The 21,776-nt window shown below is 53.9% G+C and carries 15 protein-coding genes and 1 pseudogene; 7 read left to right on the forward strand and 9 right to left on the reverse strand.

The genetic code is table 11. The annotated features are described in order from the left end of the window. Positions 1-111 precede the first annotated feature (111 nt). Together C7434_RS12660 and C7434_RS12665 are read left to right on the forward strand one after the other, a co-directional pair. On the forward strand, positions 112-1,254 hold the full coding sequence (locus tag C7434_RS12660; RefSeq protein WP_052133195.1) for an alpha/beta hydrolase-fold protein: 1,143 nt from the start codon (positions 112-114) through the stop codon (positions 1,252-1,254). A 622-nt stretch (positions 1,255-1,876) separates the two neighbouring features. Continuing rightward, positions 1,877-2,551 carry an EAL domain-containing protein gene (locus C7434_RS12665; RefSeq protein ID WP_226374785.1) on the forward strand — a complete coding sequence of 225 codons (675 nt, stop codon included), beginning with the start codon at positions 1,877-1,879 and terminating at the stop codon, positions 2,549-2,551. An 83-nt stretch (positions 2,552-2,634) separates the two neighbouring features. Here C7434_RS12665 and C7434_RS12670 read toward each other — a convergent pair whose 3' ends face one another. Beyond that, positions 2,635-3,702 carry an AraC family transcriptional regulator gene (locus C7434_RS12670; protein ID WP_033740338.1) on the reverse strand — a complete coding sequence of 356 codons (1,068 nt, stop codon included), beginning with the start codon at positions 3,700-3,702 and terminating at the stop codon, positions 2,635-2,637. A 138-nt stretch (positions 3,703-3,840) separates the two neighbouring features. Further along, positions 3,841-4,845 (reverse strand): phosphotransferase, encoded by a 1,005-nt coding sequence (locus C7434_RS12675; RefSeq protein WP_033740148.1) that lies wholly within the window; start codon positions 4,843-4,845, stop codon positions 3,841-3,843. A gap of 244 nt (positions 4,846-5,089) precedes the next feature. Here C7434_RS12675 and eat point away from each other — a divergent pair, with 244 nt between their 5' ends. Both eat and C7434_RS12685 read left to right on the forward strand, forming a co-directional pair. After that, positions 5,090-6,454 (forward strand): ethanolamine permease, encoded by a 1,365-nt coding sequence (gene eat, locus C7434_RS12680; protein ID WP_033740149.1) that lies wholly within the window; start codon positions 5,090-5,092, stop codon positions 6,452-6,454. 63 nt (positions 6,455-6,517) lie between these two features. Next, positions 6,518-7,858 (forward strand): aspartate aminotransferase family protein, encoded by a 1,341-nt coding sequence (locus C7434_RS12685; protein WP_033740150.1) that lies wholly within the window; start codon positions 6,518-6,520, stop codon positions 7,856-7,858. 163 nt (positions 7,859-8,021) lie between these two features. On the opposite strand, the gene C7434_RS12690 is transcribed toward C7434_RS12685, so the two are convergent. From C7434_RS12690 to C7434_RS12715, 6 genes and pseudogenes are all read right to left on the reverse strand, one after another. After that, the gene (locus tag C7434_RS12690) at positions 8,022-10,529 is read right to left on the reverse strand and encodes a hypothetical protein (protein ID WP_133745516.1); all 2,508 of its coding nucleotides are present in this window, start codon (positions 10,527-10,529) and stop codon (positions 8,022-8,024) included. A gap of 30 nt (positions 10,530-10,559) precedes the next feature. Further along, a complete protein-coding gene (locus C7434_RS12695; RefSeq protein ID WP_033740152.1) occupies positions 10,560-11,639 on the reverse strand; it encodes a glycoside hydrolase family 88 protein in 1,080 nt (359 codons plus the stop codon). Positions 11,640-11,983: 344 nt separating this feature from the next. Further along, on the reverse strand, positions 11,984-12,745 hold the full coding sequence (gene kduD, locus C7434_RS12700; RefSeq protein ID WP_039338815.1) for a 2-dehydro-3-deoxy-D-gluconate 5-dehydrogenase KduD: 762 nt from the start codon (positions 12,743-12,745) through the stop codon (positions 11,984-11,986). Between the two features lie 54 nt (positions 12,746-12,799). Next, positions 12,800-13,636 (reverse strand): 5-dehydro-4-deoxy-D-glucuronate isomerase, encoded by an 837-nt coding sequence (gene kduI / locus C7434_RS12705; RefSeq protein ID WP_033740156.1) that lies wholly within the window; start codon positions 13,634-13,636, stop codon positions 12,800-12,802. Between the two features lie 479 nt (positions 13,637-14,115). Beyond that, entirely contained in the window at positions 14,116-14,709 is a 594-nt protein-coding gene (locus tag C7434_RS12710; RefSeq protein ID WP_033740157.1) for a hypothetical protein, read from the reverse strand. Between the two features lie 9 nt (positions 14,710-14,718). Continuing rightward, positions 14,719-15,676 (reverse strand): annotated as a pseudogene (locus tag C7434_RS12715) (hypothetical protein). Between the two features lie 502 nt (positions 15,677-16,178). Between C7434_RS12715 and C7434_RS12720 the strand changes: the two are divergent. Both C7434_RS12720 and C7434_RS12725 read left to right on the forward strand, forming a co-directional pair. Beyond that, positions 16,179-17,915 (forward strand): ABC transporter permease subunit, encoded by a 1,737-nt coding sequence (locus tag C7434_RS12720; RefSeq protein WP_033740159.1) that lies wholly within the window; start codon positions 16,179-16,181, stop codon positions 17,913-17,915. 10 nt (positions 17,916-17,925) lie between these two features. Continuing rightward, positions 17,926-19,263, forward strand: coding sequence for a nitrate/sulfonate/bicarbonate ABC transporter ATP-binding protein (locus tag C7434_RS12725; RefSeq protein WP_033740160.1), 1,338 nt, complete (start codon positions 17,926-17,928; stop codon positions 19,261-19,263). A gap of 135 nt (positions 19,264-19,398) precedes the next feature. Here the strand turns inward: C7434_RS12725 and C7434_RS12730 are convergent, their stop codons facing one another. Then, a complete protein-coding gene (locus C7434_RS12730; RefSeq protein ID WP_033740161.1) occupies positions 19,399-20,652 on the reverse strand; it encodes an enolase C-terminal domain-like protein in 1,254 nt (417 codons plus the stop codon). Positions 20,653-20,977: 325 nt separating this feature from the next. On the opposite strand from C7434_RS12730, the gene C7434_RS12735 reads away from it, so the two are divergent. Further along, positions 20,978-21,745 (forward strand): SDR family oxidoreductase, encoded by a 768-nt coding sequence (locus C7434_RS12735; RefSeq protein ID WP_033740163.1) that lies wholly within the window; start codon positions 20,978-20,980, stop codon positions 21,743-21,745. Positions 21,746-21,776: the final 31 nt, after the last annotated feature.

Consider the following 21,776-nt stretch of genomic DNA (forward strand, 5'->3'; position numbering starts at 1 on the left):
CTCGCTTCCCGGAGAAAAAATGTAATAAATACCGCGTGATCAATTCAATTATCGGGACGCAAAATGAAGAAAAAATTAACCTGTTTATCTCTGGTGGCCGGAAGCCTGCTGATGGGATATGGACCCGCACTGCTTGCCGCACCGTTACCGCAAACCCCGGATACTCACATCCCCGTGAGCCGCTATATCACCGCGCTGAATCCCGATCACTCCATTACCTTTCGCCTGTTTGCGCCCGCCGCGAAGCAGGTTGCTGTGGTCACGGGGGCCACGCCGCTGAGTCAGCAGTCCCATGATATGAAAAAGGACAGTGCCGGCATCTGGTCGTGGACCAGCGAGCCGCTGAAGCCCGATTTATATGAGTACTATTTTGATGTGGATGGTTTCCGCACGCCGGATACCGGCAGCCGCTTTACCAAACCGCAGCGCCAGGTGAACACCAGTATGATTCTGGTGCCGGGCAGCATTCTGGATGAGCGTAACGTGGCGCACGGCGATGTGCTGACGCTGACGTATCATTCCACCGCACTGAAATCCGAACGTCAGGTCTTTGTCTGGGCACCGCCGGGCTATAAGGCAGACGGTAAACCGTTGCCGGTGCTCTACTTCTATCACGGTTTTGGCGATACCGGGCTGTCCGCCATCTCGCAGCTCCGCCTGCCGCAGATCATGGACAACCTGCTGGCCGAAGGCAAAATCACGCCGATGCTGGTTGTGGTGCCCGATACCGAAACGGACATCGTGCAGGCCATTCCTGAAAACTTTCCCCCAGCCGACCGTCGCAAAGACTTTTATCCCCTCAATGCCGCCGCCGCCGATAAGGAACTGATGCAGGACATTATCCCGCTGGTGGAAAAGCGCTTTACCGTCAGTCGCAAACCGGCAGACCGGGCGATTGCCGGACTGTCTCAGGGCGGCTATCAGGCGCTGGTGTCAGGCATGACGCACCTGAACGACTTTGGCTGGCTGGCCAGCTTTAGCGGCGTGACCACCAGTACGGTGCCGAATGAGGCTGTGACACGCCAGCTGAGTCAGGCGCAGGCGGTAAATAAGCAGCTGAAAAACGTTACGCTGGCAGTGGGCGATAAAGATATCGTGACCGGCAAAGACATTGCCGGACTCAAAGCCGAGCTGGAAAAGCAGGGCGTAAAATTCCATTACACTCAATATCCGGGGTTGGGGCATGAGATGGATGTCTGGCGACCTGCGTATATCGAATTTGTGCAGCAGGTGTTTAAACCGCAGCAGCCATAGTCAGGCCCGATCCCTTCCTGTGACGGTGATTCAGGGCAGCATTTACGGAATCACCGTTATTCACAGCATTCTTCCCCGACGACGCTAAACAACGTCGCTGAAATACCCTGCACGTCCTTTAAAAAGCGTTTTTATTTATTTCTTCAGCCTGCCGTGTCAGGTAAGTAAAAAATCACTGCCAACGTCGATAGTAAATGCTGTAAACGCCGTGTGGGAAAAACCTGCGTCAGCCATTTTTCAAAATGACCGGTATTGATGTATTTAAGTTACCCGTTAACCGGATGCGGCAATATTATCCTTTTTATTTTTCCTCACTGTCTCCATTTTTCACTGGTCTGCAATGCTTAATTCTTAGCACGCGAAGGATACAGGCGCGTTGAGCTGCGGGCAGGAAATCGGGTCAATACCTTATGCAGCAGGCGTTGTAAAAGGCTCCGCAATCCGGGCCAGCATAAAATAAAGATTTTAATTCCTGAAACCTTATTAAATAACAAGGGATTAACGATCAATCTTTTAATTTTGATAGGTTAAATCATAGCTTAACCCGATAAATAACATTTGATTGATAGTCTGTAGCGATCAATAATCAGGCTACTTCATCGCGTTGAATCAGAGCATGGGAATGGAAATCCACAATCTCGATAATAACAACCGTGCCTGGTGGTTCATTGCTGAACCTGTCGTTAACAACGCGTCGACATTAATTGCTGTAGAAGTTCTGACGCGATTCGCCGCACCGGGAACCCCCTGTTTTCATATTGCGAAATTAAATAAACAACAGAAAATAAAGCTGTTACGAGAACAACTTTCTTTAATCGATAAGAAGCGTCATTTTTTTGAAGAAAACCAGTTGCTGTGTTCTGTAAATGTCGATCTGGAAATGGCTTTTGCGCTGCTGGAAGAACGGGATATTGTTGAGCTCGCCACAGCGCACTCTTTTCTTCGCATTGAAGTCGCGGAACACTTTCCCGATCTTGCGCAGGGATTAAATAATCCCTTACTCCGGGAATTACATAATAAATACACGTTATGGCTGGATGATTTTGGCAGTGCGGCTTCCCACTTTCCCTGTTTACAGCGTGGAATGTATGAAGCCGTGAAAATGGATAAGCATTTTTTCTGGCGGCATCAAAACAGCCCCGTCTGGCAAGCCACGCTGGCGGAAATTAAACACTATTGTGAATTTATTATTGTAGAAGGCGTCGAAACGGCGCAACACTTCGAATTCGCCAGACCGCACGCTGCGGCATTTCAAGGCTATTTGTTTGAGGCGTTTTTATTCGATACGCTCGCGTAACCGCTCAGCGATAATTCAAACCGGGTTTTCTTTCTTCAATAAGAAAGGCCCGCATAATGCGTTGGCCAGACAGCCTGATGCTGTCAAAGAAAAACCGTGCCCTGCGATTTACGGCAGTCGCGTGGGCTACAACCGAACCAGCGGCGAAAGGCGCGTGAGAAGGCGCTGACTTCAGAATAGCCTAACAGCAAGGCCATTTCAGAGACCGACAGATGGTGTTGTTTCAGGTAATGCGTCGCCATCTCTTTACGGACGCTGTCGACCAGGGCGGAAAAACTGGTTTGCTCATCGCGCAGTCGCCGCTGTAACGACCAGGCAGACAGTCCCTGTTTTTCGGCGATAATGTCCAGTGAGGGTTCGCCGTTGAGTAGCTGAAGGTGAATGTCGGTGCGGGTTTGATTAACGGTATCCTGAATGATGACGGGCGGGCTGAGCCGACGGATCGCATCCTGCATCACCAGCAGCAGCATGGGATCGTGATCCGGCATTTTGCGGCCCAGATCCGTTTTGGCGATGATCATCGAGTTAAAGGGCTGATCGAAATAGACCGGCGCATCAAAGACTTTACAGTGCTCGTGCCAGTGCTCAGGGCGCGGATGCTCGAAATGCACTTCACGCGGTGCCCAGTGGCGTCCTGCCGCGTGGCGAATCAGGTTAAGAAACATGCCTAACGTCAGTTCTGCATCCTGACGGCGCTGCAGAATCGCGCCGTGACGCACCTGATAATCCAGCTGCCAGCAGTCGCTGCGCTCCGTCAGACGAATACAGGTGTTGTGTTGATGGTAGGGAAAGGCATTGACCACGTTTTGCAGCGCCTGTTCCAGCGTGGCCGAGCACAGGCCAATATAGCCAATCAGACCCAGAGACTGTGGCCGGAACTGATGACCATACTGTAAACCGAAGTTGTCCACGCCCGCCTGGCTGGCCGCTTCTTCCAGCACCCGACAGTAATTGACCAGGTCCAGGCTCAGCGTCGGGCAGGCGAGCGTATCCGGATCGATCCCGCTGATGCCGAAAATACGATCCACATCGCCACCCTGGGCGTTAATGAAATCACCCAGTCCCGTCGCGGCGGCCGACAGGACGCCACGGTGACTGCTACCCGCGCTGGACATGGCCGTTATGGCGGCCTCTGGAAATCTGCTGGTCATGATGTTTTCCGCCTGCAACTGAACATCGTTACCTTCTGCAAGAAACATACCAGCCGTCAGGCACCAGTTAACAGGCACTTAGCATCGCCCCCGTGAAGATTGCACCGCGATCTGTCATTCAGGCACCGCCAGAGTGCGCTAGACGCCAATCGGCAATCGGGCCCCTTCGAGATAGCGGTGGCACAGGCGTACCGTGTCGTTCGCCCAACCGTCGCCCAGGCTGCGCGCCATTTCTGTTTCGCGATGGGAAGCGACCCAGGCGGTCAGCTGAATGCGGCGCTGAATCAGCATGGACGGGATCATCGCCAGCTCTTCATCGCTGACGTGCGCCACCTGTTCGTAGCCGTTTAGCCAGTTTTCCACCCACTGTGGGGCGCTGGGATGGTGTTCGACAAAGCTGATCGCAGCGGCAAGATCGTGCAGATACCAGCCCATTCCGCAGTCATCAAAATCAATGACCCGCGTTTCGCCTTTGTGTACCAGCAGATTGGTCAGGCGCAGGTCGGCGTGAATCAGACCATAGCGGTCGGGCGACTGACCAAACGCTGCCATCTCACGGCCGACATGCGACAGCGTTTCTTCGATCACGCCATGTTGTGATGGCGCTAAACCGGCCACATCGCGCCAGTCACCCCAGTGACCCGTAGGGGAAACCATCGTGTGATGATCCCAGACGATACGGCGAAAGGTTTGTGGCTTTTGCCAGCGCCGACTGTGGTGGTGGAGCTGCGCGGTGATGCGGCCTAACTGGCGAAAGGCGGCCGGATCGACCGCATCGGTGAGCATATCGCCCTCGATCCAGTGAAACAGCACAGCATAGCGTTCACTGCCGTCCGGCAGCGGCAGCGTCTGAATGCGGTTATCGTGCCCGTCGCGCACCGCCACCGGCACGCAGATGTCTGCGGCCTGAAGCGCATCCAGCCAGTGCAGCTCGCTTTCAATATCCTGCTTAGCGTGGTAATCGCCGCGATGAATACGTAACGCGTACCGGCCCTGCGGCGTGCTGACAGACAGGGTGGCGTTCTCGGAACGGCACAGAAGTTTGACCTCTGCGTGCAAACAGGCCGGATACGCCTGCAACGCCTGGTGGGCAAGCTGAAGAATGCTGTCGTTCGTTAAGGTGTCATATTGCTTAATGCTCATGTCTGTCTCCCTTTCTCTGCGTGTGGAGGCAGCATGGCGCTGAACCGGCCTGGCGCGCTTGACCTGAGAGCAGGCAAAAATTGACTTCGGCAGAGGCGTCACAACCCGACCCGGGTCAACTTGACCCCAGCCGACGTGTTTCTGTTTTCTGCGGTCAAGTTTTTCTGTTGCGGCTGTGTCCATCATCTACCCGTCAGCTTTTTAGGCATCGCCTTTTCACTTTACACAGACGGGGAACGCAGTGATGAAAGAGAAACTGAAACCCACCCTTGGTACCCTGCAACTCTGGGGCATCGCTGTGGGACTGGTTATATCGGGAGAATATTTCGGCTGGAGCTATGGCTGGGGAGCCGCGGGTACGCTGGGTTTTCTGGTCACGACGTTTTTTGTCGCCGCCATGTACACCTGTTTTATCTTCAGCTTTACCGAACTGACGACCGCCATTCCGCAGGCCGGAGGACCGTTTGCCTACAGTCGCCGTGCTTTCGGTGATACCGGCGGGCTGATTGCGGGCATTGCCACCTTAATCGAGTTTGTGTTTGCGCCCCCGGCCATTGCTATGGCGATAGGCGCCTACCTCAATGTGCAGTTTCCGGAAGTGAATCCTAAGCTCATTGCGGTCTGTGCCTACCTGATCTTTATGGGGCTAAACATCATCGGCGTCAGCATTGCGGCAACCTTTGAGCTGCTGGTGACGCTGCTGGCGGTGATTGAACTGCTGGTGTTTATGGGCGTGGTCGCGCCGGGCTTCAGTCTGACGAATTTTGTCGCCCATGGCTGGGCAGGGCAGGATACGTTCTCTCTGGCCTCGGTATCCGGGATGTTTGCCGCCATACCTTTTGCCATCTGGTTTTTCCTCGCCATTGAAGGCGTTGCCATGGCGGCCGAAGAGGCAAAAGACCCGCGCCGGACCATTCCCCGCGCCTACATCAGCGGTATTTTAACGCTGGTGGTGCTGGCAATGGGTGTCATGGTGTTTGCCGGAGGGGCAGGTGACTGGCGCACGCTGTCAGGCATTAACGATCCGCTGCCGCAGGCCATGAAAATGCTGGTCGGTAACGATTCACGCTGGATGCACATGCTGGTGTGGATTGGCCTGTTCGGCCTGATTGCCAGTTTCCACGGCATTATCATGGGCTATTCGCGTCAGTTCTTTGCGCTGGCGCGGGAAGGTTATTTGCCGCCTTCACTGGCAAAACTGTCGCGCTTTAATACACCGCACCGGGCGATCCTGGCGGGCGGTGTGGTCGGCATTGTTGCCATTTTCTCTGATGGCATCAGCTTTCAGGGAATGAGTCTGACCGCCGCGATGATCACCATGTCGGTGTTTGGGGCGATCGTCATGTACATCATGAGTATGCTGAGCCTGTTTAAACTGCGTCGCACGGATCCGACACTGGCACGTAGCTACCGTGCACCGGGTTATCCGGTGATCCCCGCCATCGCCCTGTGTGGCTCGGTGATCTGCCTGATCGCGATGCTGTGGTTTAACCCGCAGATCGGCGCGCTGTTCGTGGGCTTTATGGTGGCGGGCTATCTCTACTTCCTGACCACGCACTCCCGCCGCGGTGCTGTCGCGCAGCGCTCTGTTGCCGCAGAAACCGATTAACGTTTATATCCGCCTGGCGGTGCGTAACGTGCCGCCGGGCAGCACAAAGACCAAGGAGTCACGATGACGGTACGTTCAACCATAATGGATACCAACAGCTTTCGTGCTGAAAACGCGGAAACGCTGGCACCGGACATTCGACAACTGACCGATAAGCGCAGTCAGGTACTGGGCGAGTCCTATCGGCTGTTTTACCGCAATCCGGTGCATCTGGTGCGCGGAAAGGGCCAGTATCTGTGGGATAAGGCGGGCAATCAGTATCTGGATATGTATAACAACGTTGCCAGTATTGGTCACTGTCATCCGGCGGTCGTGGATGCCGTACATAAACAGATGATGCAGTTAAACACCCATACGCGCTATCTGCATGAATCGATCCTTGCGTACAGCGATCGCATTCTGGCCACGATGCCGGCCGAGATCGATCGGGCCATGTATATGTGTACCGGATCTGAGGCAAACGATCTGGCGATCCGCATTGCCCAGTGCTGGAGCGGTGGTACGGGCATCATCGTGTCCAAAGAAGCCTATCACGGCACCAGTGCGCTTACCTCCGGCGTTTCGCCCGCGCTGGGCAGCGGTCAGCCGTTATCACCGCATACACGGCTGGTGGCCCCGCCTGACTTTTATCGCATTCAGACGGCGGATCAGGGTGCCTGGTTTGCGCAGGAAATTCAGAAGCAAATCGATGATATGGCTGCGCACGGCATTAAATTTGCGGGGTTCCTGGCCGACTCGATTTTCTCGTCAGACGGCGTTTTACCCGGTCAGCCCGGCTTTTTAAAACCGGCGATTGATGTGGTGCATCAGAATGGCGGCATTTTTATTGCCGATGAAGTGCAGCCTGGCTTTGCCCGCACCGGCGAGGCGTTCTGGGGCTTTGCCCGACACGGCGTGGTTCCGGATGTCGTAACTACCGGCAAACCGATGGGGAACGGCATTCCGGTCTCGGGGCTGATGGCGAAAGCGCCGGTCATGGCGGCGTTTAGCGATGCGCTACCTTACTTTAATACCTTTGGTGGTAACCCGGTCTCCATGGCGGCGGCGCACGCGGTGATGGATGTCATTGAACAGGAAGAACTTCAGGCGCACAGCCTGAAAACCGGCGCTGCACTGCTGGCGGCGCTGCAATCCCTGCAGGCAACGTATCCGTGCATCGGTGAAGTCCGTGGGGCAGGGCTGTTTATCGGCTTTGAGCTGGTGAAGGACAGAGAAAGCAAAGCGCCTGACAAACGTCTGGCACTCGATCTGGTGGAGGCGTTACGTGAGGCCTTTGTACTGACCTCCGTTGCCGGGCCATACGGTAACGTGCTGAAAATCCGCCCACCGCTCTGTTTCCAGACGCACGATATCGACTGGGTGGTCAGTGCCATGGATCGCTGCCTGAGGAAATTACAGAGCTGAACGCCATCCCAAAAAACAGGGACCACGCAGACGGAACGCAACCTGTCTGCGGCATACAGGCCCATCCGTTTGCAGCGCCAGAGGAAAATCCTCTGGCGCTGAGCTTCCTGTCCTTTACGTGGCCGCGCAGGCCTTGCAGTCGCCGGGCCTGCGCATTCTCAGCTTAAGCGTGGGCGCCCGAAGGCAGCTCCAGTTCATGGCTTTCTCCCGCAAGGGTCCAGCTGTCAGGATCCAGCAACCGGCCCTGGCCAAAGACACAACCATTCGGCTGGAAGAACACGTCGCCGTAAAGGGGATCGTTCACGCAAATCGTGCCGTCCTCACGCTGTTCGACACTGATCTGGGCGAAGCGCGAGTCAAATTCTTCCAACGTGCTGAGTTGCGGATCGTCATTCAGACGAATCAGCCAGCAGGTCTCTTTTCCCGCTAAGCGGGCTTCACAGTGCTGCGCGGGACCGCGGGTTGTCAGCCGGAAAGGCTGGTTGCCCGAGATTTGCACCATGCCGTTACCGCTGCGGAGCAAAATGCGTTGCTCACAGACGCGCATCTCATTGAAATAGCGCTGCGGCAGCCAGGCATGGGTAAAATCGGGCTGATCGTCATGAACGTTGAACATCACGATGGCCAGGCCACGATATTGCTGAACGCGCGGCAATGTGCCACATCCTCCCCAGTACGAAGGGCGTCCAAAACCGCCGTGCAGCTTTTCGCCCGGATGATTGATCCAGATTTGCGCCTCAGGCACGTCGCCAATCCTTAAATGAATCGGGGTTTCCTGATAACCCCACTCGCCCCAGCGGTAACCGGCAAGCGAACCCATAGCCGCGTGGCGGGTTTTATAGTGATAAAGGCGGGCAATGCGGTTTTTCCCCTGGGCAAAATACCATTCCTGCGCGGTGTCACCCTGCCAGCAGGCGACCTTTGCCTGGCCGGGCGGAAGGGGTAATTTTTTCTGCTGCAACAGCAGGGCCAGCTGCGGCAGGGCATGGAAGCGGCAGCCGTAGTAACCTTTTCCCCACAGCAGGCGAGAGATCGCCGACAGCTCCAGCGAGCGGCCTGCGCACAGCGTGTGCTCATAGGAACGTCCCTGCGAGGCGGTCAGCATGCCCTGATGTGATGAGCGGGCGAGCTGCTCCAGCAGGCGCAATATGGCCCGCTGGCTGCGCGTCACGATGTCCGCATCTTCTGCCAGGGCGGCAAGGGCGCTCAGACCTTTCAGGTCTATCGGGAAGTACGGTGCTGAATTCCACTCGGCCATCTCGCACTGCTCGAAATGATCGAGCCAGGCCCGCACGCGCGCCAGACCGGCTGCGGCCTGCTCACGGCCCGTTCGCCCAGATCGGATAAACGTCGCGCCAGGAAAGGCGCTGCCTGCCAGGTATGCGGCGGTATGAAACAGCAGGGCATGATTTTCTGAGAAGTACCACTGCACGTCATTACCCGGTTCATCCATCCAGTAGCGGAAGCCTAAAATGGCCCGATCGATTTTTTCCCGTGTGGCGCTGGCCAGGCGATCGGCCCACTGGATCCGGCACCAGAGCAGCGGCACCAGGGTAAAGTCGGCGCAGTCGTGACAGGCTTCAACGGAAGGCAGAACGCCTTCCAGCATCGACTGGGTTTCCGCGTCATCCATCCCGCAGGCTAAGCGTGCCAGCGCTTTTACACTGCTGTACTCGCCGTGCAGCGCAACGTGCCTCAGGGCTTCTTCTGCCCTGGCTGCCAAAGTGTCAGGCACCTGCGCCTGGCGTTCAGCGTGGCAGATTTCGACGCCCAGCGTGCGGGTGATGTGGAAAGCGCCTTTTTTCAGGCTGACAGCAAAACGGCGAAAATCGGCGGGCAATGTGTCGCTCTCGGCGAGCGTGACGGCCCCTTCGCCTTTCTCCAGAACGGTACGAAGCCGCACCGGCTCATCCAGCGAAATAAAATCGCCGGAAACCAAAACGTTCAGATCGAAAGTGTCTGGCGCAGGGGACGGGAAACACAGGCGAACCGGCCCCTGCGTATAAGTCGGTTGTTCAAATGCCATTCCTTCCAGCATCGACTCCATATGCCGTACCTGTTCTGCCTCCGCCGGCACCGCCAGCGCAACCTGAAGCGGATCCCCCTCGACGTAATCCAGCTGGAAAAAGAAGCGGACATCGCGTTCGGCCAGATCGTCAAACCAGATGCGAAGCGTATTTAACCCGGCCTGAAGGTTAAGCGTAAATTCAACCTGGCTTTCCAGGTTGCGCTGATAATCGGCCAGCCAGGCAACCTCCTCGCCGTTCAGGGTGACCAGTGCTGCGCCACAGGTGGTCAGGCGAAAACGACGGCTGCCGGGCGCGGCTGCGACCAGAGCGGTTTCGGCCTGTGCGCCAATGCGGGTGGCGCGAAACCAAAACCCCGACAAATCGACCCGATCGGACCCAAAAGGAAACCACCAGTTTGTCAGCGTACAGTCGCCAAACGGACAGGGTTTTTTGCCAGCGAACTGTTTTTGAAATTCAGTACGGCAGGGATAGGTATGCGGAATAAAGTTTTTATGTTTGCTCAGAAAGAAAAAAGGATCCATCTCGCCCGACATGGGAACATCGTCCACGTCATAGGGTTGTGAAGCCACTGCCGAGAGCTGCCAGTAGCGCACAGCATCTCGTTGTTGCAGCGGAAAGTGACAATAGGTTGTCTGCGTCATAATTCGATTCTCCTGGTGTCAGCGTTATTATTATTTTTGGGTGTGCCTTAACCCTTCGGTCAGGCATAAGATGGCCAGCGCCTGACCGTAGCCGGTCGGCTGAAGCGGAATGTCTTTATAAAATTGCAGGGTTCTTCCCATGCGGGTGCCATAAGACACATTGTGCACGGTGCCCTCGTCATCAATATTTCGCTGCACGGCTTCCAGCGCGCGCAACCCTGCCTGTAACCAACGGTCATCGCCATAGCCCAGACGCGCGCCTTTTAACAGCCCATAGCCAAACCCGGCCGTGGCCGAGATTTCTTCGTAGCTGTCGGGATGATCGAGTAGGGTGTGCCACGCGCCCTGCGGGGATTGCAGATCGATGAGGGTATTCACCTGCGTTTTCAGGCACGCCAGCAGATAGTCACGTACGCCACCGCGAAGCGCGGTCAGTTCCAGAAACTCAATAATGCCAACGGTGATCCAGGCATTGCCGCGCGCCCAGCGGGCGTGAGCAAAATTATTCTTCTCGGCGAAGCTCCAGCCGTGAAACCATAAACCGGTTTGCGGATCGTTAAGATAGCGGGCATGCAGTAAAAACTGACGCACGGCTTCCTCCACCAGTTCCTGTCGCCCGGCGGCCATGCCGTAGTGGCCAAGAAACAGCACCACCATAAACAGCGTATCATCCCAGATTTCCATGGGATTAATGCCGTCGGACACGACGTGCTGAAACCCGTCCTCCGGCGTACGCGGCAGCGCGGTCATTACCCTGTTGGCCCAGTGATCCAGCACCGCTTGATACTGAGGATCACGATTGTGAGCCCACAGCAGCGACAGCGGCAGCATCGGTGCCGTGGTATTAATATTTAAGGGCGGCAGGCCTTTCTGAATATTATTCTGGAACCAGGTCTCAATAAGCTGGTAAATATCTTTGCGTTGCGTGAGTTCCCATAACCGGACGAGGCCAAATAATCCCACGCCCTGCGGCCATTCCCAGTTGGCGAAGGAAATATAATCTCCCGCTGTGCCATCAATATTGGGTTCGTTAAATCGTCCTTCGTCTTTTAGCTGTGTAAAACCCGTCAGTAACAGATTGAGTTGATGCTCAATAGATTGCGTAGTCATTGTTATTCCTGTGTTTTATCATTATTCCATGGTGATTATTTTTCATGCCTGGCCCTCGCGATTTACGCGATAATCGTCAGCTTCAAATGGCCGTGTTTAATGCTGTCCGCCCAAAAGGCGTAAACGTTTCAGGTAAAAAACAGCGTCCTCTTTTATTGATGCCATTATTACGTGGTGCGAACCTTACCCGTTTTTACGCGCGACGATTTAACACCGATATAAACTGTGTTGTTTAATCCGTGATATTTAAATAACACGTAACAAGGGCCAGAATATAATTTCCGCGCTGAGTATCAGTGATGCGCAATAACACCGCCACACAGACGGCGATGAGCGTATGCTGGTTAACGTGCCAGCCAGCCGCCATCCACGGCCAGGGTATAACCATTGATATAGTCGGATGCTGGCGAGGCGAGAAACACCACTGGCCCCATGACATCGTCCGGCTGTCCCCAGCGCCCGGCCGGAATGCGATTCAGAATGTCAGCATTACGCTGCGCATCGGCCCGGAGTTGCTGCGTGTTATCGGTAGCCATATAGCCCGGTGCGATAGCATTCACGTTAATCCGGTATTTGGCCCACTCGTTTGCCAGTAACCGCGTGATACCCATGACGCCGCTCTTTGATGCTGTATAGGACGGAACACGGATCCCACCCTGAAACGACAGCATCGAGGCAATATTGATGATTTTGCCGCCGCTGCCCTGTGCGATAAAGTGTCGGGCCACGGCCTGAGACATAAAGAACAGACTCTTAATATTCAGGTCCATCACATCATCCCAGTCTTGTTCACTGAAGTTGATGGCATCCTCACGGCGAATCAGTCCGGCGTTGTTGACCAGGATATCGATACGACCAAAGTGGGCAACCGCGCTGTCCAGCAAGGCAGGGATCGCGTCAATCTTGCGCAGGTCGGCTTTCAGGCTCAGGAAACGTCGCCCCAGTGCGGTAACACGCGCCTGGGTTTCATCCGGCTCAACCTGGTTAATGCCTACGATGTCGCAGCCTGCCTCCGCCAGACCTATCGCCATTCCCTGGCCCAGGCCGGTGTTGCAACCCGTGACCACCGCGACGTTACCGTGTAGAGAAAATGTGTTCAGTATCATAATGATTCCTTTCAGGCGTATCGCCTTGTGCTTACTGCATCATGCCGCCATGGGTTAGCGCAGATCGTTGACTGCGACGTGGTCCATGTCATCAAACACCTGATTTTCACCAACGGTGCCCCAGATAAAGCTGTAAGCACGCGTCCCCACGCCTGAGTGAACAGACCAGCTGGGTGAGATCACCGCCTGTTCGTTATGGATCACGATATGACGCGTTTCCTGGGGTTCTCCCATCATATGGAACACGCAGGCGTCATCGGCTATAGCAAAGTAGAGGTAGACTTCCATGCGGCGCGCATGGGTATGACAGGGCATGGTGTTCCAGAGATTGCCGGGTTCGAGCTGGGTCAGCCCCATGCTGAGCTGGCAGGTTTCCACTACCTCGGGGACAAGGTACTTATGGATAGTTCGGCGATTGCTGGACAGCGGATCGCCCAGCGTGACCGAGGCCGCATCCGCTGCCGTGACTTTACGAATGGGTAAGGTTTTATGGGCTGGCGCGCAGTTAAAATAAAACTTTGCAGGCTGGTGTGGATCCAGACTGGCGTACACGACCGTTTTGCTGCCTTTGCCGATATACAGCGCCTCGCGATGACCAATCTCATAGTCGTCGCCATCCACGGTAACTTTACCGGGACCGCCAATATTAATCATGCCCAGTTCACGGCGTTCCAGGAAGTCACTGACGCCCAGTTGCTTCGCCACCTCATTGTTAATCGCGACAGTCCGTGTGACAGGCATAATCCCGCCGACAATAATGCGATCGATATGGCTGTAAGTCAGAGTGTAATCATCCGGGACAAAGATTTTCTCGATTAAGAACTCATCGCGAAGGCCTTGTGTATCCAGCGTGTTGGCGTGCGCGCTGTGAATGCTTTGTCTGATATCCACGTTTATCTCCCGTTAAATAGAATAGTAAATGCAATACGTAATAAATGGCTTATTGATTCCAGTTGCACGCATCCTATTCGGCACACCAATGACTTTCAATTAAAAATGAAACGTTGTTTTGATTTTTTATTTTAAAGGGTGAGGTATGTCTGATTTTTATGCGTGTCCGGGCTTGTATGAGCAACATTAATTACGAGTTCTGTTACAAAAAAACGGGCCTGTTGCGATGAGTTGTATAAAACAGGCTTGATAATTTCTGTCTGATGTAAAATGGGCATTATCGTTAAAAGCGTGTGCGAAAGGATTTAGTGGCTCAATTAAATAAAATAAATAACTTTCTTTATCTTCTACAAGGAAACGTCATTCAAACGATGTGGATGTGACAGTTTTGTCAGAACCGCCTGGATAATCGCTGTGGGAAACTCTGTAAGATGATAAAACCCATGGTTACCATGGGTTTTTATTGAGGTTTTAAAAGACTATTTTGAATGCGTTTTATTTCTGAGCTTGAGTTGCTTTCGCCAGGCCCGATTATGAAGCATAAAAGCGCAGGACTTATAAAACATTTGACTGTTAAGGCACTTGAGAGCGGTCAGGCTTAACGCAGTGCTTAATAATGCACCTGCAAAAGATAGCGAATAATTATTATTGCCACTCATTGATGAAACCATGGTGAGAAAGAGAAACACTAAAGCAGTCATTAATACCAAAAACAGGATGGAAATATAAGCTCTTAGTGCCAAATATATTCCGCGTGAAACCAGCATCATTGTTGTAAACAAGACCAGGACATAGATAAACGCTGCAGCAATTATACCGATAAAGACAGCGTGTTTTTGCCACCCCATCAGGTCATAGATGAATAACCACAATGAAAACTGAGGCAGGGAGAAGCTGATCAACGTCAGCACCATACTGATGACTAAGGGGGCGCCAAAAGTGTGTAATCCGATTGGCATACCCATTTTTTCTTTCATGTCATCTTTAATATGCTCCAGCTCATCAACGCCACTAACATTTATTTCTTTGTTCGTTTTTTCGCTGAGCTTGATTGTTTTATTAATGTATTTCATTTTAACAACTTATGTAGAGGGAAGTGACTGAATGACGCCGATGATATACTTCCCGGACTGGACAATGTTTTGCGGGTTTTTTAGCGTGCCTGTCAATGCGCTTCCAGCAAACGCCGATGAATTCACCAGTGCAGACGTTAATTCACGCTGAAGAGATTTTTGTATAGCCTCGGCCGGATAACGTTTAGGGTACACACCTGCTTTCATGGCTGCCCTGATACCGCCATTTGAAATACCGGGGTTTTGCGCGCGGATGATTTCCTCTGTAATTTTTTTTCGCTCAGCGCGACTTAACGTTTTAAGCCAGTCGATGGCCTTTGCAGAAGAGGGCGCTTTCATTACCTTATACGTTTCGATCGCGCTTTTTAGACCGGCACCCGCTCCGGCAAGTGATATAACATCCAGCGCGGTCGTTGTTGCAACATACCATGACTGTGAATCAATCACGCGACATAGTCTTCCTGACCTTCGTAGATAGCATATAATCGCGCGCTACCGATGGCGCACTGCATACCTGTCGCTAAACCCCCTGCGATAATCATGCCTGCTACAATACCCGATGCTCCTGCTGTCAAAGGTAAGGCAACGGCAGAACCTATCGCAAGAAATCCCGTAATAATTAAGCACCACATGAAAATATCGTCGATATCATCTCGCCAGCCAGCGAAGGCTTACTAAGTGTTTCCGTCAGCGGCTTAATGGCAACCTGAGGATTTATAGCATCGACCTTCGTTATTACTACATGGCTAACACGACTTTTGCTGGCTTGAGGGTGATAACGCGAAGGCCGGACCAGCCATTGCTGTGGGCCGTCAGAATAGATGATGCCGACCTGGCTAAAGTCCCGCATGCAATCCAGACGATTCGCCAGTGCGTTAAAATCAATGTCATCAGCTGACACCAGCCCCATCCGTCGGCCCACGCCGTAATCCGGAAGAGAATTTGAATACGGTTGTGGTAAGGCCATTCGATCACTCCCTGATAATGAAAGGCAGGTTAGTGCCGTTAAAGAGTAAAGCGCAGCGAAAGGTGAGAGATTAAGAACAGTCTTAATAATCGATTCGTTAAGTAAATGGATTATCAAGACAGAGATGGCTTGCTGCCAGAACCTGTCGCATGCGCCTGTACAAAAAATATTAAAAAGGTTTATATTTTAAACCCTCAGTCTCAGCAACCACTGGCATCAAAAAACAGAGCAAACTGTGATTATGTCGTGGGTTTTACGCGCCGAGGATGCCTTTGTCGCGTAAGGCATGGGCGTAAATTGTTGGGGCCTTTGCCACATCATTCAGTCTGTTTGTATTAAGAAAAGGACAGCATTGCGCGTGCCAGCAAAAACCCGGGACTGGGCTTTCATAAAAAATTAATAAAAACCCCGCTATCAGGTGAGCATACGTTTAATAATCCTGACTGATAATCCCTCACCTGAAATACTTCAGTCGCTCCGTGATGAAAAGAAGAGAGGGCTCATGAACTTCCGATTCACCATGCTGGCGGCTAACAGACGGTTGCTGCCAAACGTCTGGGATGCCGTGGCATTTCCCCTGATTATTTGCCTGATTGCAATGGTGGCGGTGGGCTTTCATCAAACGCTGATGCCGATTGACAGCCTGAAAACCCAGGCCATCTCCCTTGATCCGACTAATCTGCCGGAATATGCCATGCGCACCACGCTGCGGATGTTGGTGGCGATGCTGGCTTCACTGGTGTTCAGCCTGATCTACGGCACGCTGGCGGCCAAAAGTCGCCGGGCAGAAAAGGTGTTAGTGCCCATTCTGGATATCCTGCAGTCCGTGCCGGTGCTGGGTTATATCTCTTTTACCGTGACCTTTTTTATTGCCCTGTTTCCCGGGCAGGTGCTGGGTGTAGAACTGGCGGCGATATTTGCCCTGTTTACCAGTCAGGCCTGGAACATGACCTTTAGCTTTTACCAGTCGCTACGTACCGTACCGGCCGATTTGGTGGAAGTCTCACGTGGCTTTCATCTGACCGGCTGGCAACGTTTCTGGAAGCTGGATGCGCCTTTCGCCGTGCCGGGACTGGTGTGGAATATGATGATGTCGATGTCGGGGGGCTGGTTCTTTATTGTCGCCTCAGAGGCGATCACGGTGGGTAACAACACCTTTACCTTACCGGGTGTGGGCGGCTATCTGGCACAGGCGATTCTGCATAAAGATATCCATGCGGTGGGCTGGGTACTGCTTACGATGGTGATCGTGATTCTGGCTTACGATCAACTGTTGTTCAGGCCGCTGGTGGCCTGGGCGGATAAGTTCCGCATGGAAAACACACGTTCGGGGAGTGCGCCGACCTCATGGGTGCGTGATCTGATGCGCCGTACGCGCCTGATTCACCAGATCTTTACGCCGCTGCGCCTGCTGCTGTCTGCGCTGGCGCGTATCTCGTGGCGCTGGCCTGCCTCCAGGTCGGTCCGGGCCGAAAGCAGCACGGAATCCCGCTCGTGTCTGGGTGACTTTATCTGGGGCGCCTTCGTCATTTTACTGACCCTGTATGTGGTCTGGCGGGTTATTACCTATGTGCAAATCGGTGTCACGCTGGCGGACGTGAAACACGTCTTCGGCCTGGGGCTGATTACGCTTCTGCGCGTCACCGTGTTGATTCTGATTTCATCGCTGATTTGGGTGCCGCTGGGCGTGATGATTGGCCTGCGTCCTGCACTGGCCGGAAAAATTCAGCCGGTTGCCCAGTTCCTGGCGGCGTTCCCGGCCAACCTGATGTTTCCGGTGTTCGTCATTATGATTGTGCACTTCAGGCTGAATCCGGATATCTGGCTGTCTCCGCTTATTGTGCTTGGTACGCAGTGGTACATCCTGTTTAACGTCGTGGCGGGCACCACCGCCTTTCCCAATGATTACAAAGAGGCTGCCGCAAACTTTCATATTCGCGGCTGGCAGTGGTGGCGTCAGGTGATGCTGCCCGGCATTTTCCCCTACTACATTACCGGTGCCATTACCGCTTCCGGCGGAGCCTGGAACGCCAGCATCGTGTCCGAATTTGTACAATGGGGAAATACGCAGGTCACCGCCCACGGCCTGGGGGCGTATATCGCGCAAACCACGGCCGCTGGGGACTTCCCGAGGATTATTCTTGGTATCGCCGTGATGTCGTTGTTTGTCACCTTGTTCAACCGTCTGCTGTGGCGGCCGCTGTACGTCTACGCTGAATCAAAATTCCGTGCTAATTAAGGGACCCGAGATGTTAAACAATCAACCCACACACCATGCAGACGTGTCGACCAAAAAAACGGACGGTCGCCAGGCGGTCCTGACGGTAAAAGACATTAAGCACGGTTACGATAAAGCGCACGGTGAAGTGCTGATTCTGGATGACGTTAATCTGACTCTGCAGGAAGGCGAGATAGTGGGGCTGCTGGGCCGCTCTGGTTCGGGAAAATCGACACTGCTGCGCATTATTTCTGGTCTGATTACGCCCGGCTCGGGTTCCGTTGACTACCTGGGCGCACCGCTGAACGGCCCTGCCAAAGGCGTGGCGATGGTGTTCCAGACCTTTGCGCTGTTTCCCTGGTTAACGGTGCTACAGAACGTAGAAGCCGGGCTTGAAGCGCTGGGCGTGGAAAAAGCGGAACGCAGAAAGCGTGCGCTGGCGGCCATTGACCTCATCGGCCTGGACGGTTTCGAAAACGCCTATCCGCGTGAATTATCGGGCGGCATGCGTCAGCGTGTGGGCTTTGCACGCGCTCTGGTCGTCGATCCCACCTTGTTGTTAATGGATGAGCCGTTTTCCGCGCTGGATGTGTTAACCGCCGAAACGCTGCGTACCGATTTACTCGATCTGTGGAATGAGGGACAGATGCCGATGAAATCGGTGCTTATTGTCACCCACAATATCGAAGAAGCCGTCTTTATGTGTGACCGCATTCTGGTGCTGTCCTCTAACCCCGGGCGCGTAGTGGCAGAAATCAAAGTGCCCTTTGGCCATCCGCGTAACCGGTTGGATCCGGCTTTTCGTCGGCTGGTCGATGATGTTTATACCCAAATGACCGCACGGCCTACCAGCGATAATGTGAAAAAGAGCCTCAGACTGGGAACGCGGCTGCCGCATGTGTCAACCAACCTGATGGCCGGGTTGATCGAAACCCTGGCAGCAGCACCGTACCACGGCCGCGCCGACATGCCAGAGGTGGCCCGTTCGCTGCATCTGGAAGTCGATGAACTGTTCCCGATAGCCGAAGTGCTTCAGTCGCTGGGCTTTGCGGACGTGCGGGAAGGGGACATCTTCCTGACGCCGCCCGCCCGGGTGTTTGCCGAGTCAGACACGCAGCAGCGCAAGGTGATGTTTGCCGATCATCTGCTGCGTTACGTGCCGCTGGCCGCCCTGATCAAAACGGTGCTGGATGAGCGTCCGGGACATCGTGCACCGCGCGTGCGTTTTGAACAGGAACTGGAAGATTCGCTTTCCGACAGTGCGGCTAAAGAGACGCTGGATAGTGTGATTAACTGGGGCCGTTATGCGGAGATTTTCTCTTATAACGACCAGACCGAGTACTTTAGCCTGGAAGACGTCGAATTCTGATTGGGGTGGATGAACCGGTAGCGACTCAGGGGCACTGACCCGGCCCCTGGTCAGAACGCGAGCTCGTTTCGTTTACAGGACTGGGAAGAATAAAGCAAAGGCACCCTGTTGCGCCTTTGCTTCCCGTTAACGGATTCAGGGACGCCAGACCGTGCCATCGGGCGTACGGGCCATCGTCCAGGTGGGGTTACCGCCTTCGCAGGGGAATTTCGCCGCCAGCGTTTCATTGATGTCGATACCCAATCCCGGCCTGTCATTAACGTACGCATAGCCTTGCTCGACGTCCGGGCAGCCGGGAAACACTTCACGCAGGGCATCGTTCATCGGCGTGTATTCCTGAACGCCAAAATTTGGTGAGCTCAGGTCCAGATGCATATTCGCACACACGCCGACCGGTGAAATATCGCCGGGGCTGTGCCAGGCCGTGCGGACACCGTTTAATTCACTGTAAACAGCAATTTTCTTCGCCGGCGTAATTCCGCCAATGGAACTGATATGGCAGCGAATATAGTCAATCAGCTTATTGTCGATCAGCGGCTTCCATTCGTTCACATTCACGAACAGCTCGCCCATTGAGATGGGCGTAGAGGACTGCTGGCGCAGCATCTTCAGCCACTCCGTGTTCTCTGGCGCAACCGGATCTTCCAGGAAAAACAGCTGGTACGGCTCCAGGGCTTTAGCCATATGAATGGCGTTAATCGGTGTAATGCGCTCATGCGCATCGTGCAGAAGCTCTACGCCAAAACCCAGCTTGTTGCGCAGATGATCAAACAGGCGTGGAATGCTTTTCGCATAGGCTTCCGGATCAAAGTACATGCCTGCTGTTTTGCTGCGCGGTGAACGCTTAGGCTGGATATTTTTCGCTTTGACCATGCGGTTCGCGATGAGTCTGAGATCGTCAGTACCGGCACCGCCATACATGCCCATCTGGCAGCGGATATACTGATAACCTTCCTCCATTTTGGCGCGGGCACTGTCTTCCACTTCGACTTCGTCTGCGCCATCGGTGTGCACATAGAGCGCAATACCATCGCGACACTTGCCGCCCAGCAGCTCATAAACCGGCAATCCGGCCAGTTTGCCTTTAATGTCCCACAGCGCCATATCGACACCGGACAGGGCGTTATTCATGACCGGACCATTGCGCCAGTAGCCACTGACGGCGGCAGACTGCCAGATATCTTCGATTCTTGCCGGATCCTTGCCCGTCAGAAAAGGCGCCAGGTAATCATCAATGGCGCTTTGTACCGCATAGATGCGTTGGGTAAAGGTGGCGCAGCCAAGGCCGTACAGGCCCGGCTCGTTGGTTTCGATTTTAACCACGACCAGATCGATGCCGCCGGGCGCAGTCAGAATGGTTTTAACATTCGTGATGGACAGATTACTCACAATCGCTCCTCTTTTATCAGGCCACTTACCGCCACCGTCGTGCTCGTTGCTGCTCATGGCTAACAGGTATGTTGTCATACAACATGACTGTTTTATCACAAAGCCGGGTCGTTGCCCTTATTAGCTTTCGATTCTGTGATGGGGATCTAATGACTGAACTTTATGCACGTAGTTAAGATTTATTTTCTTAAAATACAGCATCCTAATCAATTTTAGGGTGGGGGCTTTGTGATAGACGCCTCATAACGCATCATTACGTATTGATTTAATCTGCGCGTAAATTCACCTTAATAAGATAGTTGTCATACATATTTAAGGGTGGAATATGACTGCACTGTTCGATCTGACCGGGAAAACGGCATTAATCACCGGTTCATCTCGTGGGCTGGGTTATGCCTATGCTGAAGCCCTGGCGGCGGCCGGGGCACAGGTGATTTTGAACGGCACGCGTAAAGCGGGGCTGGATGAGGCGGTTGAACAACTCGTGGCGAAAGGCTATCACGTCACGGGGCGGGTATTCGATGTGACAGATGAAGGCGAAATTGAACAGGCATTTGCCGCGCTGGATGAGCAGGCGATTGCGGTGGATATCCTTATCAATAATGCCGGCATTCAGTACCGTAAACCGATGCTGGAACTGGCGCTTGAACAGTGGCAAAAAGTCATTGATACCAACCTGACCAGCGCCTTCCTGGTTTCACGCGCGGCGGCAAAGCGCATGATCGCCCGTCACCAGGGCGGGAAAATCATCAATGTCGGTTCGTTAACCAGTCAGGCCGCGCGTCCGACGGTTGCGCCTTATACGGCGGCCAAGGGCGGAATCAAGATGTTGACCTGCTCAATGGCGGCCGAATGGGCGCAGTTTAATATCCAGACCAACGCGATTGGTCCGGGTTATATCTTAACCGACATGAACCGTGCGCTGGTGGACGACGCCCGGTTTGATAGCTGGGTGAAAAGCAGCAATCCCTCTCAACGTTGGGGCCGGCCAGACGAAGTGGCCGGTACCGCCGTTTTCCTCGCTTCGCGCGCGTCAGATTATATCAACGGGCAGATGATTTACGTTGATGGCGGCTGGCTGGCCGTGTTGTGAGCCTTATTGACCTGCAAAGGGGAACCCATCG

Source organism: Pantoea sp. PNA 14-12 (assembly GCF_004364735.1).
In the GTDB taxonomy this organism is placed as follows: Bacteria; Pseudomonadota; Gammaproteobacteria; order Enterobacterales; family Enterobacteriaceae; genus Pantoea; species Pantoea stewartii.

Excerpts from the sequence above, each read along its gene's own strand:
- eat (WP_033740149.1), top strand. The coding sequence starts at position 5,090 with ATGAAAGAGAAACTGAAACCCACCCTTGGTACCCTGCAACTCTGGGGC.
- C7434_RS12675 (WP_033740148.1), bottom strand. The coding sequence starts at position 4,845 with ATGAGCATTAAGCAATATGACACCTTAACGAACGACAGCATTCTTCAG.
- C7434_RS12735 (WP_033740163.1), top strand. The coding sequence starts at position 20,978 with ATGACTGCACTGTTCGATCTGACCGGGAAAACGGCATTAATCACCGGT.
- C7434_RS12690 (WP_133745516.1), bottom strand. The coding sequence starts at position 10,529 with ATGACGCAGACAACCTATTGTCACTTTCCGCTGCAACAACGAGATGCT.
- kduD (WP_039338815.1), bottom strand. The coding sequence starts at position 12,745 with ATGATACTGAACACATTTTCTCTACACGGTAACGTCGCGGTGGTCACG.
- C7434_RS12695 (WP_033740152.1), bottom strand. The coding sequence starts at position 11,639 with ATGACTACGCAATCTATTGAGCATCAACTCAATCTGTTACTGACGGGT.
- C7434_RS12660 (WP_052133195.1), top strand. The coding sequence starts at position 112 with ATGGGATATGGACCCGCACTGCTTGCCGCACCGTTACCGCAAACCCCG.
- C7434_RS12720 (WP_033740159.1), top strand. The coding sequence starts at position 16,179 with ATGAACTTCCGATTCACCATGCTGGCGGCTAACAGACGGTTGCTGCCA.
- C7434_RS12670 (WP_033740338.1), bottom strand. The coding sequence starts at position 3,702 with ATGACCAGCAGATTTCCAGAGGCCGCCATAACGGCCATGTCCAGCGCG.
- C7434_RS12665 (WP_226374785.1), top strand. The coding sequence starts at position 1,877 with ATGGAAATCCACAATCTCGATAATAACAACCGTGCCTGGTGGTTCATT.
- C7434_RS12685 (WP_033740150.1), top strand. The coding sequence starts at position 6,518 with ATGACGGTACGTTCAACCATAATGGATACCAACAGCTTTCGTGCTGAA.
- C7434_RS12725 (WP_033740160.1), top strand. The coding sequence starts at position 17,926 with ATGTTAAACAATCAACCCACACACCATGCAGACGTGTCGACCAAAAAA.
- C7434_RS12710 (WP_033740157.1), bottom strand. The coding sequence starts at position 14,709 with ATGAAATACATTAATAAAACAATCAAGCTCAGCGAAAAAACGAACAAA.